The 16,265-nt window shown below is 66.5% G+C and carries 13 protein-coding genes and 1 pseudogene; 8 read left to right on the top strand and 6 right to left on the bottom strand.

Translation table 11 applies throughout. The features are described from left to right. Positions 1 to 25 precede the first annotated feature (25 nt). The 6 genes and pseudogenes from A4U64_RS15540 to A4U64_RS15520 all read left to right on the top strand — a co-directional run bounded on the left by A4U64_RS15540 (position 26) and on the right by A4U64_RS15520 (position 6,157). On the top strand, positions 26 to 1,381 hold the full coding sequence (locus A4U64_RS15540) for an MFS transporter (protein WP_050034913.1): 1,356 nt from the start codon (positions 26 to 28) through the stop codon (positions 1,379 to 1,381). Positions 1,382 to 1,394: 13 nt separating this feature from the next. Continuing rightward, complete coding sequence (locus A4U64_RS15535; protein WP_442971928.1) at positions 1,395 to 3,296, top strand: FAD-dependent monooxygenase; 1,902 nt, start codon at positions 1,395 to 1,397, stop codon at positions 3,294 to 3,296. Continuing rightward, entirely contained in the window at positions 3,293 to 4,162 is an 870-nt protein-coding gene (locus A4U64_RS15530) for an alpha/beta fold hydrolase (RefSeq protein WP_006938972.1), read from the top strand. Before A4U64_RS15535 ends, A4U64_RS15530 begins: the two co-directional genes overlap by 4 nt. Positions 4,163 to 4,296: 134 nt before the next feature. Further along, a complete protein-coding gene (locus tag A4U64_RS15525) occupies positions 4,297 to 5,241 on the top strand; it encodes a 3-carboxyethylcatechol 2,3-dioxygenase (RefSeq protein ID WP_006938974.1) in 945 nt (314 codons plus the stop codon). A 47-nt stretch (positions 5,242 to 5,288) separates the two neighbouring features. After that, positions 5,289 to 5,390, top strand: a pseudogene (locus A4U64_RS27795) (hypothetical protein); the annotation flags it as partial. 2 nt (positions 5,391 to 5,392) lie between these two features. Beyond that, positions 5,393 to 6,157, top strand: a complete 765-nt coding sequence (locus tag A4U64_RS15520) for an SDR family oxidoreductase (protein WP_065922796.1) — start codon at positions 5,393 to 5,395, stop codon at positions 6,155 to 6,157. A gap of 156 nt (positions 6,158 to 6,313) precedes the next feature. Here the strand turns inward: A4U64_RS15520 and A4U64_RS15515 are convergent, their stop codons facing one another. Genes A4U64_RS15515 through A4U64_RS15505 form a run of 3 tightly spaced genes read right to left on the bottom strand, consistent with a single transcriptional unit; the run spans position 6,314 to position 8,979 of the window. Then, positions 6,314 to 6,850, bottom strand: a complete 537-nt coding sequence (locus A4U64_RS15515) for a flavin reductase family protein (protein WP_006938981.1) — start codon at positions 6,848 to 6,850, stop codon at positions 6,314 to 6,316. 57 nt (positions 6,851 to 6,907) lie between these two features. Continuing rightward, positions 6,908 to 7,711: an alpha/beta fold hydrolase gene (locus A4U64_RS15510; protein WP_006938982.1), complete on the bottom strand. Its 804-nt coding sequence runs from the start codon at positions 7,709 to 7,711 to the stop codon at positions 6,908 to 6,910. Continuing rightward, the gene (locus A4U64_RS15505) at positions 7,708 to 8,979 is read right to left on the bottom strand and encodes an LLM class flavin-dependent oxidoreductase (protein ID WP_006938984.1); all 1,272 of its coding nucleotides are present in this window, start codon (positions 8,977 to 8,979) and stop codon (positions 7,708 to 7,710) included. Before A4U64_RS15505 ends, A4U64_RS15510 begins: the two co-directional genes overlap by 4 nt. Before the next feature lie 177 nt (positions 8,980 to 9,156). Here A4U64_RS15505 and A4U64_RS15500 point away from each other — a divergent pair, with 177 nt between their 5' ends. Next, positions 9,157 to 10,113, top strand: coding sequence for a LysR family transcriptional regulator (locus A4U64_RS15500; protein WP_080688475.1), 957 nt, complete (start codon positions 9,157 to 9,159; stop codon positions 10,111 to 10,113). Positions 10,114 to 10,664: 551 nt separating this feature from the next. Here the strand turns inward: A4U64_RS15500 and A4U64_RS15495 are convergent. After that, complete coding sequence (locus A4U64_RS15495) at positions 10,665 to 11,966, bottom strand: MFS transporter (protein ID WP_006938996.1); 1,302 nt, start codon at positions 11,964 to 11,966, stop codon at positions 10,665 to 10,667. 348 nt (positions 11,967 to 12,314) lie between these two features. Further along, positions 12,315 to 13,232: a LysR family transcriptional regulator gene (locus tag A4U64_RS15490; RefSeq protein ID WP_029542615.1), complete on the bottom strand. Its 918-nt coding sequence runs from the start codon at positions 13,230 to 13,232 to the stop codon at positions 12,315 to 12,317. Between the two features lie 228 nt (positions 13,233 to 13,460). Between A4U64_RS15490 and A4U64_RS15485 the strand changes: the two genes are divergently transcribed. Next, entirely contained in the window at positions 13,461 to 14,237 is a 777-nt protein-coding gene (locus tag A4U64_RS15485; RefSeq protein ID WP_006938998.1) for an alpha/beta fold hydrolase, read from the top strand. Positions 14,238 to 14,318: 81 nt separating this feature from the next. Here A4U64_RS15485 and A4U64_RS15480 read toward each other — a convergent pair whose 3' ends face one another. Then, complete coding sequence (locus tag A4U64_RS15480; protein WP_029542617.1) at positions 14,319 to 16,265, bottom strand: 3-oxoacyl-ACP synthase III family protein; 1,947 nt, start codon at positions 16,263 to 16,265, stop codon at positions 14,319 to 14,321.

The following is a 16,265-nucleotide window of genomic DNA, read 5'->3' as shown; positions in this document are numbered from 1 at the left end:
GAAGACCTCACCGCTGCGGGTAGCGATGGCCAGCTTCATCGGTACCACCGTCGAGTACTACGACTTCTTCATCTACGGCACCGCGGCCGCGCTGGTATTCCCTGAGTTGTTCTTCCCGGATGTCTCGTCCGCGATCGGAATCCTGTTGTCGTTCGCGACCTTCGGCGTTGGGTTCCTCGCCCGCCCGCTGGGTGGCATAGTGTTCGGGCACTTCGGTGACCGGGTCGGCCGCAAGCAGATGCTGGTGATCTCCCTGGTCGGAATGGGCTCGGCCACCGTACTGATGGGATTGTTGCCCGGTTACGCCCAAATCGGGATCGCCGCCCCCATCCTGCTGACCCTGCTGCGCCTGGTGCAGGGCTTTGCCGTCGGCGGCGAGTGGGGTGGAGCCACCCTGATGGCCGTCGAGCACGCCCCCACCGCGAAGAAGGGCTTTTTCGGATCCTTCTCCCAGATGGGGGCACCCGCCGGGACCAGCGTCGCAACCCTGGCGTTCTTCGCGGTCTCCCAATTGCCCGACGAGCAGTTCCTGAGTTGGGGCTGGCGACTGCCGTTCCTGTTCAGCGCGGTGCTGATCGTGATCGGGCTGTTCATTCGCCTGTCCCTGGCCGAAAGCCCCGACTTCGCCGAGGTGAAGGCACAGAGCGCCGTGGTGCGAATGCCGATCGCCGAAGCGTTCCGCAAGCACTGGAAGGAAATTCTCCTCATCGCGGGCACCTACCTGTCCCAAGGAGTGTTCGCCTATATCTGCATGGCCTACCTCGTCTCCTACGGCACCACCGTCGCGGGGATCAGCCGCACCTTCGCCCTGGCCGGAGTATTCGTCGCCGGCATCGTCGCCGTCCTCCTCTACCCCGTGTTCGGCGCTCTGTCCGACACTTTCGGCCGCAAGACCATGTACCTGCTCGGCGCCGCCGCGATGGGTGTGGTGATCGCCCCCGCCTTCGCACTGATCAACACCGGCAACCCGTGGCTGTTCATGGCCGCGCAGGTGCTGGTCTTCGGAATTGCAATGGCCCCCGCCGCCGGCGTGACAGGCTCCCTGTTCACGATGGTCTTCGACGCGGACGTGCGCTACAGCGGTGTCTCTATCGGCTACACCATCTCCCAGGTCGCCGGCTCCGCGTTCGCCCCGACGATCGCGACCGCCTTGTACGCCTCCACCAACACCAGCAACTCGATCGTGACCTACCTGCTGATCGTCTCGGCCATCTCGATCGTCTCGGTGATCCTGCTGCCCGGCGGCTGGGGGCGCAAGGGCGCTGCGAGCCAGCTCACTCGCGACCAGGCCACCTCCACACCGAAAATGCCTGACAACGAAACATTTTCGACTCGGACAGTTCCGGACACCGCAGCATCCCTGCGCGTCCTCGACAAGTGAAGTGATGACAGACATGAGTGACCACGACCGCACCTCCTACGACACCGACGTCGTGATCGTCGGCCTCGGCCCCGCCGGTGGCACAGCGGCGCTTGCCCTGGCCAGCTACGGCATCCGCGTTCACGCCGTCTCGATGTTCCCCTGGGTGGCGAACTCGCCGCGCGCGCACATCACCAACCAGCGCGCCGTCGAAGTGCTGCGTGACCTGGGCGTCGAAGACGAGGCGCGCAACTACGCCACCCCGTGGGACCAGATGGGCGACACGCTGTTCACCACGAGCCTGGCCGGCGAGGAGATCGTCCGGATGCAGACCTGGGGTACGGGCGATATCCGCTACGGGGACTACCTGTCCGGAAGCCCCTGCACGATGCTCGACATTCCGCAGCCCCTGATGGAGCCGGTGCTGATCAAGAACGCCGCCGAACGTGGTGCGGTCATCAGCTTCAACACCGAATACCTCGACCACGCCCAGGACGAGGACGGGGTGACCGTCCGGTTCCGCGACGTCCGCTCGGGCACCGTGTTCACCCAGCGAGCCCGCTTCCTGCTCGGTTTCGACGGCGCACGATCGAAGATCGCCGAACAGATCGGGCTTCCGTTCGAAGGTGAACTCGCCCGCGCCGGTACCGCGTACATCCTGTTCAACGCGGACCTGAGCAAATATGTCGCTCATCGGCCGAGCATCTTGCACTGGATCGTCAACTCGAAGGCCGGTTTCGGTGAGATCGGCATGGGTCTGCTGCGCGCGATCCGACCGTGGGACCAGTGGATCGCCGGCTGGGGCTTCGACATGGCGAACGGCGAGCCGGATGTCTCCGACGACGTTGTCCTCGAACAGATCCGGACCCTCGTCGGCGACCCGCACCTGGACGTCGAGATCGTGTCGAGGTCCTTCTGGTACGTCAACCAGCAGTGGGCTGAGCACTACCAGTCCGGTCGAGTGTTCTGCGGCGGCGACGCGGTGCACCGGCATCCGCCGAGCAGCGGGCTGGGCTCGAACACGTCCATGCAGGACGCGTTCAACCTGGCATGGAAGATCGCGTTCGTCGTGAAGGGGTATGCAGGACCGGGTCTGCTCGAGTCCTACTCTCCTGAGCGTGTTCCGGTCGGCAAACAGATCGTCGCTCGCGCCAACCAGTCCCGCAAGGACTACGCCGGGCTGCGCGAATGGTTCGATCACGAGAGCGACGACCCGGTCGCCGCCGGCCTGGCAAAGTTGAAGGAACCCTCGTCCGAAGGTGTTGCTCTGCGTGAGCGGCTGTACGAGGCGCTGGAGGTGAAGAACGCCGAATTCAACGCCCAGGGCGTCGAACTCAACCAGCGCTACACCTCGTCCGCGGTCGTTCCCGACCCCGAGGCGGGCGAGGAAGTGTGGGTGCGCGATCGTGAGCTGTACATGCAGGCCACCACCCGGCCGGGCGCGAAGCTGCCGCATGCGTGGCTGGTCGGCGCCGACGGAACCCGCATCTCCACCCTCGACGTCACCGGCAAGGGAATGATGACCCTGCTGACCGGACTCGGCGGCCAGGCATGGAAGCGTGCCGCCGCCAAACTCAACCTGCCGTTCCTGCGGACCGTCGTTGTCGGCGAACCCGGCACCATCGACCCTTACGGATACTGGCGGCGGGTCCGCGACATCGACGAGGCCGGCGCCCTGCTCGTGCGGCCCGACGGCTACGTCGCGTGGCGACACAGTGCTCCGGTCTGGGACGACACCGAAGCGCTCACCAGCCTCGAGAACGCTCTCACCGCGGTCCTCGACCACTCGGCCAGCGACAACGGGAACCCGAGCGGCACAAACGAGCCGCAGTACAGCACCCGGGCCGTGCCGATCGTCGTTCCGCACGTTACCGCCGAGGATGCAGCACCAGCTTCCGCCACCCGCACCACCACAGTCGAGGGAGAGAACCGATGACCCGTCCTTACACCAGCGTCTGGGACGACCTGAACCAGGTCGAGTTCAGCCAGGGATTCATCCAGGCCGGCCCCTACCGGACCCGATACCTGCACGCCGGCGACTCGTCCAAGCCCACGCTGATCCTGCTGCACGGCATCACCGGCCACGCCGAGGCGTACGTGCGCAATCTGCGCTCGCATTCCGAGCACTTCAACGTCTGGGCAATCGACTTCATCGGCCACGGCTACTCGACCAAGCCCGACCACCCGCTCGAGATCAAGCACTACATCGACCACGTGCTGCAGTTCCTGGACGCCATCGGCGTCGAGAAGGCCTCGTTTTCCGGGGAGTCTCTCGGCGGCTGGGTCACCGCCCAGTTCGCGCACGACCATCCCGAGAAGGTCGACCGGATCGTGCTCAACACCATGGGCGGCACCATGGCCAACCCTCAGGTGATGGAACGTCTCTATACCCTGTCGATGGAAGCGGCGAAGGACCCGAGCTGGGAACGCGTCAAAGCACGCCTCGAATGGCTCATGGCCGACCCGACCATGGTCACCGACGACCTGATCCGCACCCGCCAGGCCATCTTCCAGCAGCCGGATTGGCTCAAGGCCTGCGAGATGAACATGGCACTGCAGGACCTCGAAACCCGCAAGCGGAACATGATCACCGACGCCACTCTCAACGGCATCACGGTGCCCGCGATGGTGCTGTGGACCACCAAGGACCCCTCCGGTCCGGTCGACGAAGCCAAGCGCATCGCCTCCCACATCCCGGGCGCCAAGCTGGCCATCATGGAGAACTGTGGCCACTGGCCCCAGTACGAGGACCCCGAGACCTTCAACAAGCTGCATCTGGACTTCCTCCTCGGTCGCAGCTGACACAGACCCCGGCCGGTGCCGCCAACCCCTGCAACCCGGGCGGCACCGGCCGGATCCCACTTACCCGACCTATTGCGCTCTCGTCCGGACCCCCGGAGAGAAAGCGCCGAAGCAGCAGCAAGGAGACCGCCGCGATGCCTGTAGCGCTGTGCGCGATGTCGCACTCCCCCCTGATGGGACGCAACGACCCCGAACAGGAAGTCATCGACGCCGTCGACGCCGCATTCGACCACGCGCGCCGGTTCGTCGCCGACTTCGCCCCCGATCTCATCGTCATCTTCGCCCCCGACCACTACAACGGCGTCTTCTACGACCTGCTGCCGCCGTTCTGTATCGGTGCCGCCGCGCAGTCCGTCGGCGACTACGGCACCGAAGCCGGCCCTCTCGACGTCGACCGTGACGCCGCCTACGCAGTCGCCCGCGAAGTCCTCGACAGCGGCATCGACGTCGCATTCTCCGAACGCATGCACGTCGACCACGGATTCGCCCAAGCACTCCAATTGCTGGTCGGATCGATCACCGCCGTGCCGACCGTGCCGATCTTCATCAATTCGGTCGCCGAACCGCTCGGCCCGGTCAGCCGGGTACGGCTGCTCGGCGAGACGGTCGGGCGGGCCGCTGCCAAGCTGGACAAGCGTGTGCTGTTCGTCGGATCCGGCGGCCTGTCCCACGACCCGCCGGTCCCGCAGTTCGCCACCGCGCCAGAGGAAGTGCGCGAGCGGTTGATCGACGGTCGCAATCCCAGTGCCGCCGAACGTGATGCCCGCGAACAGCGCGTCATCACCGCCGGGCGGGACTTCGCCGCCGGCACCGCCGCCATCCAGCCACTGAACCCCGAATGGGACCGGCACCTGCTCGACGTCCTCGCCTCCGGCGACCTCGAGCAGATCGACGCGTGGACCAACGACTGGTTCGTCGAACAGGCCGGACACTCCTCCCACGAAGTGCGCACCTGGATCGCCGCGTACGCGGCAATGAGCGCCGCCGGGAAGTACCGCGTCACCTCGACCTTCTACCGCGAAATCCACGAGTGGATAGCAGGATTCGGAATTACTACCGCCGTCGCCGTCGACGAATAGACCCCGCCGCTCCCGCCCCGCAGTCCCAACGAAAGGTGGCCCCGGATGACCTCCGTCCGCCCGTGCTCGCCGTCGGTGAACGCGGGCTGGTCGGTGGGCAGGAAGACCTCATCGCCGACATCGCCCTCGACCTCGCAGCTCGTCAGTAGGAATGCACACGGGCCGAGGAGTCGCGCTGGTCACCGGGGCCAGCCGCGGCATCGGGGCGGCCATCGCAGATGCGGTGGCCGCCTCCGGTGCCGCCGTAATCGTCCACTACGGATCCGATCGGACGGCCGCCGCTGCGGTGGTCGACGGCATCACGGCTGCCGGGGGCCTCGCGGCTGCGGTCCAGGCCGACCTGTCCCGACCCGAGGGGCCTGAAGAGCTGATGCGGGAGTTCGACTCCGCGCTCGACGGTCTCGGGCTCGACCGAGGGCTCGACATCCTCGTCAACAACGCCGGAATCAGTCGGCGCGGAGCGCTCGAGCGCGTCACTGTCGAGGATTTCGACCGTCTGGTCGCACTCAACCAGCGCGCCCCGTTCTTCGTGACTCGGCATGCCCTGCCCCGGATGCACGACGGCGGTCGCATCGTCAACATTTCCTCCGGATCCGCCCGCTACGCCAGACCCGACGTCATCAGCTACGCCATGACCAAGGGGGCGATCGAGGTGTTCACCCGCGCCCTCGCCGTAGACGTCGGCGAACGAGGCATCACCGCCAACGCCGTGGCGCCGGCCGCGCTCGATACCGACATGAACGCGCACTGGCTTCGCGGTGACGACCATGCCCGCACCACTGCCGCGTCCACCACTGCACTGCGAAAACTCGCCACCGCGGAGGACATCGCCGCGATCGTGGCCTTCCTCGTCAGCGCCGCCGCCGGTGCGATCACCGGGCAGGTCATCGACGCCACCAACGGCAACCGGCTCTAACCAGAACTTGCCCGGTCCCGGGTCTACTCTCACCGCTTGGAGAGATCGGGCACGAGAGGCTTGCGGTGCATCGTATGCGGCCGCCTCGAATCCAAGCGGACGAAGAATCCAGACTTGCCGGTCACGCCCCGACAGGCATGGAGCCGGCCGGACCGATCATTCCCAGGAGCCGGAGCTGTGAAGCTGGGATGTCTGCCCGCGGTAGTACACCAACGGCCGGTTGTCGCTGAAGTCGACGTCGGTGACGCGGCCGATCATGCCGAGGTGGTCCCCGGCTTCGAAAACATGGTCCTGCTCGCACAGCACCGTGGTGACGGCGTTCTTGATGGTGGGGATTCCGTGGTGATATTCCCACTCACCGAGGTCGAACTTCGCTCCGTCGAGTCGAGCGAAGCCGTGGCAGATCTCGGCTTGATCCTCGGCGAGGACGTTGATGCAGAATGTGCGACAGCGCCGAAGCTGGGCGAACGTCGATGATCCGGAGAAGGCGAAGAACGCCACCAACGGTGGATCGAGCGATACCGAGGTCAGCGAGCCGATGGTCATGCCGACCGGTTCCCCGTCGCACAGGGCGGTGACGACGGCGACCGAGGTGGGCACGCGGCCCATGGCCCGCCGGATCGTCGTCGCATCGACCTCGTGCTCGTCGGCCGGTCGGGTATCGCGTGCGGGGGGTTGCAGCGTTGTGGTCATGGTCGGTTTCCTGGGAGGTCGGGGACCCGGTCGGGAGGACACCGGTGCCTGCTCGGGTCAGAGGAGGAATTTGTCGACGGCTTCGACTGTGTCGTCGAGTTTTTCCACCTGGGGGATGTGGCCGCAGTCGTCGACGATGGTGACGGTGCTGTCGGCGATGAGCTTGTGGAACTGATCGGCGTAGTCCACCGAGATGAGCCTGTCGTTGCGGCCCCACACGATCAGCGTGGGTGCGGTGATGCGGTGCAGGCGGTGCCGCAGGCCGCGGTCGGGGATGGGCCAGGCGAACTTGCCGGTGCAGCCGAACGCCCACACCATCGCCGCGGCCGCGGCCTGCTGCTGGGCGAGGTCGTCGGAGGGTGCGAGCATCGCCTGGGCGGCCGGGCGCGCCGGGTCGTGGAACAGCAGGGCCGGTAGCTGGTCGGGGGGTGTGGCGATCCAGTTGGCGACCGGGGCGGTCTCGGTCCACAGCCCGATCGGGTCGAGCAGGACCAGCTTGTCGGGCAGGGTGGGGAAGGTGGCGGCGAGTTCGGCGGCGAGCATGCCGCCGAAGGACTGCCCGATCACCACGGGATGGTCGAGCCCGAGGGTGCGGACCAGCTCCTCGTAGGCCAGCACCATGTCGCTGAGGGTGTCGATGGTGTGGATGGCGTACGGGTTGCCCTCGCTGGTGCCGGGGAATTCGGGGGCGTAGACGGTGTACCGGGACGCCAAATGGGACAGGAACGGATCCCACGCCAGACCGGCGGCCGGGTGCAGATACAGCAGCGGTGCGCCGGCGCCGGCGACCTTGACGGTGATGGCGAGCCGGCCGCCCCAGACGTCGACGGTCTGTTCGGTGATGGTGGGTGTGGTGCTCATCGGGCGTTCGCTCCTGCCTTCGTGGTGGCGGTGATGTCGTAGGCGATGGGGGTGCCGCCGAGTCGGCTCGGCCACCAGTGGTGTTCGTGGTCGGTGTCGGTCCACAGCGTGCGCAGCCGCGGCAGGACCTCCTCGGCGAACAGGTGGATGTTCTTCATCACCAGGTGCCGGGGCAGCGAGCCGAAGCCGAGCATGGCGTGCAGATTGCCGATGCCGTATTCGCGGCAGAAGGCGAGCAGCTGTTCGGCGACGGTGTCGGGGCTGCCGACCACCACGACACCGGCCTCGACCAGATCGCGGAAGGTGGCGGTGCGCATGCGGTGGTACAGGCCGAAGTCGCCGGGGTCCTTGATCAGGGCCTTGACGCCGTTGATGTCGATGGCGCCGGGCAGGCCGAGCTTCTCGATCGGGATCGAGCCCAGGCCCTTGCGGAAGGCGTACTCGGCGTGCGGACCGTACTCGGTCTCGGCGCGTTCGTCGGTCTCGGCGACGGCGATGGTCTGCAGGAACCCGATGCGGTAGGGATTGCGGGCGACGCCGGCCTCGTCGGCCTGTTCCCACATGCGGTCGAAGATGCGCTTGCCGGTCAGCTTGGCGCCGAACCAGCTCAGGTAGTTGAACCCGAAGCCGCGGTCGAAGCACATCCGCATGGTGCGTGGGTTGCCGATGCCGGTGATCCACACCGGCACGTTCTCCTGCAGCGGCCGCGGCCACATGTTCACCATCGGATATTGGGTGTAGCGGCCGTTCCAGGCGAACGGTTCCTGCTCGCGCCAGGCCCGCAGGACCAGTTCGAGGTTCTCGTCGAACCGGGGGCGGACCTCGATCGGCGGGATGCCGTTGTTGAGGTTGGCGTCGTAGCTCAGGCCCACGGTCAGGCCGGCGACCAGGCGGCCGCCGCTCATCACGTCGATCATCGCGTATTCCTCGGCGGCCCGGAGCGGCTCGCGGGCTTTGCCCAAAGAGCGGCCCATCGGGTAGACGGCGACGTCGAGTCCCTCGGTCTCGGTCATGTAGGCCAGCGCGCTCGAGATCAGATCGGGGTTGGGGACCATGTCGTAGCTGCTCTGGCCGTGTTCGGTGACCGCGACGCCGTCGTAGCCGCTGCGGGCCCCGAGCATGAGCTCGTCCATGAAGTCCCGGATCGAGGAGTACATCCCGTCCCGGGTGACGAGCGAGTACGGGATGCTGCACACCGACTCGTATTTGGTCTCGAAGTCGTCGGGCAGGTACCGGTACGGCGCCTGCAGGAACAGGTTGACCTTCACGTGTTCTCCTCCACAAGTGCGACGAGGTGAGAAACGCCCAGCCCGCGGTCCCACCGGAACGAGAGGCCCGTCACTGTCCGGGGTCGGTGTGATCCAGCTCTCGAAGATGAGGCTAGGAGGCAGAAACCTAGATGTCTAACACCTGTTTGTTCAGCTATTGAGATATCTTCCATCTGAATGTCAGACTGGGGTATGGAGCTGCGCCATATGAAGTACTTCGTCACCGTTGTCGACGAGGGCAGCTTCACCCGGGCGGCCGAGCGGCTGTCCATCGCCCAGTCCCCGGTCTCCCATCAGATCCGCAAGCTCGAACGCGAACTCGGCGTGCGACTGCTCGCGCGCACCACCCGCTCGATCGCCCTGACCGAAGCCGGCCGGGTGTTCTACGACCGCTGCGTCGCCCTGCTCGCCGCCAGCGAGGACGCCGTGGATTCGGCGCGCAAAGCCGACCGCGGAGAAATGGGAGCATTGTCGTTGGGGTTCACCGGCTCGGCCACCTACGACCTGATGCCCAACCTGGTCCGTGCCTACCGCGAACGCAACCCGCTGGTGGAGCTCACCCTGCGCAGCGAGATGCTCACCCCGGCCCAGGTTCAGGCCCTGCTCGATGGCACCCTGTCCGTCGGATTGCTCCGACCCCCGGTGAACGCGCCCGGCATCGTCGTCGAACTGCTGCGCAACGAACCCCTGCTGGTGGTCATGCCCGTACAGCACCCCATGGCCAGCGCCACCACGATCGACCTCCACGATCTCGCCGACGAGGCATTCATCGGCTACTGCTCCCCGTCGACCATGCACGACACCCTGATCACCGCGTGCAGGCAGGCGGGCTTCGTTCCCACCGTCCGGCAACAGGTGGCCGAGACCTCCACCCTGGTCGCCCTCGTCGCCGCCGGCCTCGGGGTCGCCCTCGCGCCCGAGTCGGTACGGCACCTGCGCATGAACGGTGTCACCTACCGACCGCTGAGATCTCCGACAGTGTCCGTGCCCCTGGCCTTGGCCTACCGCGAGGACACCATCGGCCCACTCATCCGTCGCTACCTCGACACCGCCCGAACCGTCCTGCGCAGCAAGAAACTGCTCGACACCACGTCCGATCTCGACGAGTTGGGCCAGTACATCGACACGATCTGAAGCACATCTGTCTCGTGCTCCTGGCGTTCGAGGCGGCACAATATCGGTTATCGGCTGTATGTTTGGCAATCTTTAGGCCAATAACGGGGCTATCAGCGGCCCGGGCACCTGCACCGCCGCCACCGGCGTATGGGACGCACCCGTCGGGGACCGAGGCATCCCGATGAGGAGAGGGTGCCGATGGCCGCGGCGCCGGCCCCGCGGCGGTCGGCGGCGTCTGTCTCGCACTTTCCGCCATGGTGATGCCCGCGCTGGCCCGGTGATCCGCCGAGGACGCGGCCGCGACCATGGTCGCGATCAACGACGGGCCGTGCAGCCGGCCGTGGTCAGGCCGATCTTGTCGGCGGTGCCCAACAGGTCGGCTCACCCTTCTTCATGTCCGACACTCGGTTTCGATCTACTCACCGCGAAGCGGCAGGCTGGGGCCGTGGGTCTCGATGATGCGGCTGCGCGTGTCATCTCTCGAGGTCGATCGCGATGAAGAAACAGCTCGGCCCCCGCCTGCAATCCAGGCTGGGGCCGAGCCGATCGTCAGAGTTGGTTCAGGGGACTCAACGGCCTACCGGGACGGCGGTGCTCTCGTCCTCGCTGGAGACCTTCTCTTCGCCGGGCAGCGGGATGCGGTCCATTTCGAGACCGGCTGTTTCGGGGATGAACCTGACGGCTACCAGGGTGACCAGAGCCAGCACCACGATGTAGGCCGAGAAGATCCACCCGACATCCATGGAGTTGAGCCAGGCGTAGAGATAGGGCGCCGTGCCGCCGGAGAGTGCGGCACCCACGGAGGTCCAGATGCCTACGCTCGTCGCGCGGGCTTCCGTGGGCGACTGCTCGGACATGACTGTGGAGTGGATCGACGACTGGATGCCCCATACGAGCAGGGCAATTCCCTGCGACACGAACAGGGTCCACGGCGCCGACGTCAGGACCCAGTTGATGGGGAACACCACCACAATGACCGCGACAGCCCACAACACCAGTTGCTTGCGGCGCCCGATCCGGTCCGAGAGCCGCCCCCAGAACGGCAGTGCGATGAAGGCAAGAATCTGTGCGCAGAACGTTGCGATGTAAGCCCCGTTGGGATCCATGCCCTTGCCGGAAATGGCGAACGACGAGGAGAAGTTCACCCACGTGTAGTAAAGGACGTTGGTCAGGAGGCTCAGCATCAGAATGCGGACGGCGATGATCACCAGCTGCCGGCGCGTGATCACTCGGACCGACGCGGTGCCGGCGGCCGCCTTGGCTTCCTCGAAGAATCCGGATTCTTCGGCCTGACGGCGGAGGAACAGCGCGAAGATGGCCAGCACTGCTCCGATGGCAAAGCCGATGCGCCACCCGAACTCCGACATGTCGTCCTCGGAGATGATCGACGTCAGAAGGATGCTCATCGCGGTTGCCGCCATGACGCCGAGCAGCATGGTCATCATGATGCTGCTACCCCACAGGCCCCGCTTGTTCGCCGGGGCGATCTCGGCCAGGTATGTGTAGGCGTTTCCGCTTTCGCCGCCGTGGGCGATGCCCTGGATGAGCCGAGCCGTCAGAAGGAGAACCGAGGCCCAGATGCCGATGGAGTCGTAGGTCGGGATCACCGCGATCAGGAGACTGCCTGCGCCCATCATGAGCATGCAGATGACCAGGGATGTCTTGCGTCCCAGCCTGTCTCCCAGTCGGCCGAAGATCAGCCCGCCGAGGGGGCGGGCGAGGAAGCCGCCGGCGAACACCGCCAGCGTGGAGAGCAGCGCCGACTGGGGATCGTTCTTGTCGAAGAAGTTGGCGGCCAAGTATGTGGTCAGGAGCGCATACATGGTCCAGTCGAACCATTCGAGGAAGTTTCCCGAGACGACGGCGATCATGGACTTCCGCTGATTTCTCGGAAAGTGCCCTGTGCCGTCTGGTATTCCGGCGCCGTCGCCGGCAGTGGCTGTTGTTGACATGGAGAACCTAACGAAGGGAGAAGTTGAGGGAGGGGAACGGCTCCTATGAGGCGCGCCCCCCGGGGCGGGAGTTGTGACCCACCGCGCAGAGCTTCTCATATCCACAGTAGTGCAATCCAATTCTGATTGATCTGAATTCACTATGAGTTTGATAGCGGGGATTAACCAATCCGAAGGTACGTCGACGGGAACGACAAGAACCCCAGCGGAACCGGGGCTTCGGTGAGTCCGGCGGGGCTGATCCGGCCCTTTCGGGGCAACGTCGGGTTACCGGATGAGGAGTACCGGCTCGGGCTCGGGTGTGGGCAGGAGCTCCCGGGCAATGGCCACGACAGCGTGCAGGGCAGGATCCGTGTTCTTCTTGTGCCATGCCAGCACAGCGGCCATTTTCGGTACCGGTGTGGAAAACGCCCGATAGCAAAGTCCGGGCATTTGGATGTGCTGTACGGAGGAGACTGTCACTGTGATCCCGACACCGGCGGCGACGAGACTGAGGATCGTGTAGGAATCGGGCGCCTCCTGGACGATGCGCGGGGAGAAGCCCGCCTGCAGGGCGATCAGCGCCGTGGCGTCCCTGACCGTAGAGCCTTGCGTGCCAGGGAAAGTCACGAACGGCTCACCGGCCAGGTCGGCGACTTCCAGCTCCGGTTTCGCCGCCAGTGGGTGGTCTTCGGGCAGCGCAGCCACCAGCGTCTCGAAGTCGATGATGTGCCAGTCGATCGACGGGTCGCGGACAGGCAGACGAGCCAAGCCCATGTCGAGGCTTCCGGAGAGGATCTGATTCACCACCGCTCCGCCGTACGTCTGCCCTTGGAGAGCAAGGTCGATGCCCGGTTCGCTGCCCTTGACGGCCCTGGTGATCAGAGGCAGGACGCGGCGGCTGCTGGCGCTGGCAAAACCCAAGGAAACTCTGCCGGTGATTCCCGAGCTGCCGAACATCGCCGCGCGTTTTGCCAGGTCCAAGTCGTTCAGAACCTTCTGCGCCGGGCCCTGCAACGCCTGGCCCGCCTTCGTGAGTGAGACGGACCGTGTGTTGCGCTCGAACAGCTGGACGCCGAGCTCCTTCTCCAACTGCTGGATCTGCTGGCTGACGGGAGGCTGCGCCATATGAAGCCGCGCGGCCGCCCGGCCGAAGTGAAGTTCCTCCGCTACCGCAAGGAACGTGCGCAGGTGACGGATCTCCACTACTGCCCCCATTGATCTATCTCGACTATCAGACCGTGCCGCTATTGATATTAGGCGAGCATCAATTTCAGCAGAGCCTCCCGGTGGGAACTCGACGCTCCGGCCGAGAAGGCGGACGACGAAGGCGAATATTCGTCAGAACCCAACGGATCGCATTCTTTCGGCAGTAGCCACGCAAGCGTCGGACAGGGCCGCGCCCCTGGTCGGCGGCACTGGAAGGATGTCGCCATGAGCGATATACACACCGTCGCGTTCGGCGACGTGGAGATCGAGGTGCTCGTCGACGGATCCGGCCCGGCCGTGGTGTTGCTGCCGTCCCTCGGCCGCGACTCCTACGAGTTCGACCCGATCGCAACCGACCTCGCCGCCGAGGGCTTCCGTGCGATCCGGCCCCAGCCGCGTGGCGTGGGCACGAGCCGCGGTCCGCTCGAGGACCTCGACCTGCACGACCTCGCCCGCGACGTCGCCGAGGTGATCGAGCGGCTCGACGCGGGCCCGGCCGTCCTCGCCGGGCACGCCTTCGGCCACTACGTCGCGCGGGTCCTCGCTGCGGATCGGCCCGACCTGGTGCGGGGGGTGGCGATTCTCGCCGCGGGCGCCCGCCGGTTCCCGGAGTCGCTCACCGAACGCGTCGCCAAGTGCTCCGACCTGTCGCTGCCGGGTGCCGAGCGGCTCGAGCATCTGCGGGCGGTGTTCTTCGCCGAGGGGCACGACCCGGCGGTGTGGCTCGACGGCTGGTGGCCCGCCGCGATCGTCGCGCAGCGCCGGGCGATGGCCGCCACGGACAAGGAATCATGGTGGACGGTCGCGCCGTCGCCGCTGCTGGACCTGCAGGCAGGCGACGACGTGTTCCGTCCGGCGCCGACCCGCGGCGAACTCACCGGGCAGTTCGGCGCCGACCGGGTCACGGTCGTGCTGATCCCCGGGGCCGGGCATGCCCTGATCCCCGAGGTTCCGCACGAGGTCGCCCGGGCCCTGATCGACTGGATCCGCGTCCTGCCCTGAGAATCGGTACCCAAAGCCGTTGCCCGCGTGCGCTGGTGCGCACGCGGGCAACGATTCCCCACGCGGGGAACGACGGTTCGATCAGCCGAAGGCGAGTGTCACGTCGTCCGAGGTGGACGCTGCGCGCAGCGGGTCGATGGCCACGGCCCCACCGTCGACCGGGCGGAAGGGTGCCACCACCGCCGGATCGATCCGCAGCACCGTGAAGCCGGCGACGGCGCCGGCGCCGAAGCCCGGAGCGAAGATCCGCACGGGTTCGGTGATCACCCCGTCCCGGACCGCGTCGTGGATGGCGAGCGGGATGCTCGCCGACGAGGCGTTGCCCACCTTCTCGATGTTGAAGTACAGGCGGTCCGACGAAAGGCCGGCGTCCGCCGCGAGCTCGGTGATCATCGTCTTGTTCGCCTGGTGCGGGACGATCAGGTCGATGTTGTCGAGAAGCGTTCCCATGCCGCCCTCCGGGGCGGGCAGGGCCTTCACGTCGTCGAGCATCTGGACCAGATAGCGGCCGGCGAGCGCCTTGACCTCGGGTCCGTAGACGGTGATGTAGTTGTCGAAGTCCGGGTTGGGCCAGATGATCGAGTTGACCTGGCTGTTCGGGCCGCTGGCGTAGGTCTGCATGTACTCGATGTCCGGTGCGGAGCCTTCGGGCGCCACGCCGACCACGAGCGCAGCCGCGCCGTCGCCGAAGATCATCCGGGAGGGGCGCACATTGCCGATCTTGTCGGAGAACTTCTCCACGCACACCACCAGCACCGGCCGTTGCACCTGCTGCAGGATCCGGGTGGCCTCCGCCAGCCCGTACGGCAGGCCGGCGCACGCGGCGACCAGGTCGAACGAGGCGTGGGTCTGGGCGATGCCCAGCTCGCCGGAGATCCACGTGGCCAGCGACGGGATCAGCCGGGCGCTGGTGCAGGTGCACACGATCACGGCCCCGATGTCCTCGGGTCCCACCTGCGCGTGCTCGAGCGCCGACTTCGCCGCCGACAGCGCGAGGTCCTCGAAGCTGCCCGAGGTGTAGCGGCGCTGCTCGATCCCGGTCTTGGCGGTGATCTCGTCCGCGGTCATCGGCGACCAGTTGTAGGCCGAGTTGCGGATCAGATCCTCGTTGGTGCACACCTGATCACCGTGCGCGACGGCGAGGGCCTCGATGCGCGGCTGCACCGCGAAGTCGCGGCGTACGTCGATCGTCGGGTACGGCCGCGAGGGCTGCACCGGCTCGACCTTCGCGGGGACGGCGGCGCGGGCGGTCCGACCCGAGGTGACCCGGGAGATGAACCGCTGCACGTGCCGGTCGCGCGGGTAGTAGAGCACGACGTAGTCGTCGTCGCGAAGCTGCCCCACCTCGGTGAGCTCGACCTGGGTTCGCTCCCACGGCTGCTGGTTGTGCAGCACCATCGACCAGCGCCGCAGCGCCTCGAGCTCGGCGACGTCCTCGTGGCAGTCGAGGATCTCGTCGTAGCCGAACCGGGGGAAGTCCGGGTTGTACGCACCGAGGCGCATCGTCCGGTTCGACGGATCGGAGATCAGCTCTGCGACGGTGGGCTTGACCGTCGGCAACCCGGAGGCGATGTGCTTGCGGGCGCCGAAGACGTCGAAGAGGGTCTCGAAGATCCGGTCCTCGGCGGGGTCGTCCCAGCCCGCGGGCAGGGCGCGGTAGGCGTCCGCGACCTGGGCGGTCTTCGTCTCACTGTCCGGCCACGGCGTCAGGACGGGCATGTAGACGTCGTCGCGGTTGCGCGGCACGTCCGACCACCGGGTGGGGCGCTTGTCGAACATCGTGATCGCGAAGCGGTTGGCCCAGAACAGGTTCAGCGCCATGTCGCGCATGAGATCGACCTTGGTGCGGTAGACGCCCTGCGCGTGGCGGGAGAGGATCTCCGAGACCGTGGGGGCTTTGGTCTCGAAATCGCGACGGATGACGGCATCGAGCTGCTCGACGCTCGTCATCGTCGAGAAATCGAGATCGGGAAAGAAGTTGGACGGGAAGACGATCCGCCCGTGTCGGTTGAGCTCGAAAGGCTGCAT

The organism is Rhodococcus sp. WB1, from assembly GCF_001700945.1.
In the GTDB taxonomy this organism is placed as follows: domain Bacteria; phylum Actinomycetota; class Actinomycetes; order Mycobacteriales; family Mycobacteriaceae; genus Rhodococcus; species Rhodococcus aetherivorans.
This window is presented reverse-complemented; position numbering and strand designations above follow the sequence as displayed.

What these genes read in the sequence shown, in the direction of transcription:
- A4U64_RS15535 (WP_442971928.1), top strand. Translation starts at nt 1,395, where the DNA reads ATGAGTGACCACGACCGCACCTCCTACGACACCGACGTCGTGATCGTC.
- A4U64_RS15520 (WP_065922796.1), top strand. Translation starts at nt 5,393, where the DNA reads ATGCACACGGGCCGAGGAGTCGCGCTGGTCACCGGGGCCAGCCGCGGC.
- A4U64_RS15480 (WP_029542617.1), bottom strand. Translation starts at nt 16,265, where the DNA reads ATGCAGCCTTTCGAGCTCAACCGACACGGGCGGATCGTCTTCCCGTCC.
- A4U64_RS15530 (WP_006938972.1), top strand. Translation starts at nt 3,293, where the DNA reads ATGACCCGTCCTTACACCAGCGTCTGGGACGACCTGAACCAGGTCGAG.
- A4U64_RS15500 (WP_080688475.1), top strand. Translation starts at nt 9,157, where the DNA reads ATGTCAGACTGGGGTATGGAGCTGCGCCATATGAAGTACTTCGTCACC.
- A4U64_RS15510 (WP_006938982.1), bottom strand. Translation starts at nt 7,711, where the DNA reads ATGAGCACCACACCCACCATCACCGAACAGACCGTCGACGTCTGGGGC.
- A4U64_RS15515 (WP_006938981.1), bottom strand. Translation starts at nt 6,850, where the DNA reads ATGACCACAACGCTGCAACCCCCCGCACGCGATACCCGACCGGCCGAC.
- A4U64_RS15485 (WP_006938998.1), top strand. Translation starts at nt 13,461, where the DNA reads ATGAGCGATATACACACCGTCGCGTTCGGCGACGTGGAGATCGAGGTG.
- A4U64_RS15525 (WP_006938974.1), top strand. Translation starts at nt 4,297, where the DNA reads ATGCCTGTAGCGCTGTGCGCGATGTCGCACTCCCCCCTGATGGGACGC.
- A4U64_RS15495 (WP_006938996.1), bottom strand. Translation starts at nt 11,966, where the DNA reads ATGATCGCCGTCGTCTCGGGAAACTTCCTCGAATGGTTCGACTGGACC.
- A4U64_RS15540 (WP_050034913.1), top strand. Translation starts at nt 26, where the DNA reads ATGGCCAGCTTCATCGGTACCACCGTCGAGTACTACGACTTCTTCATC.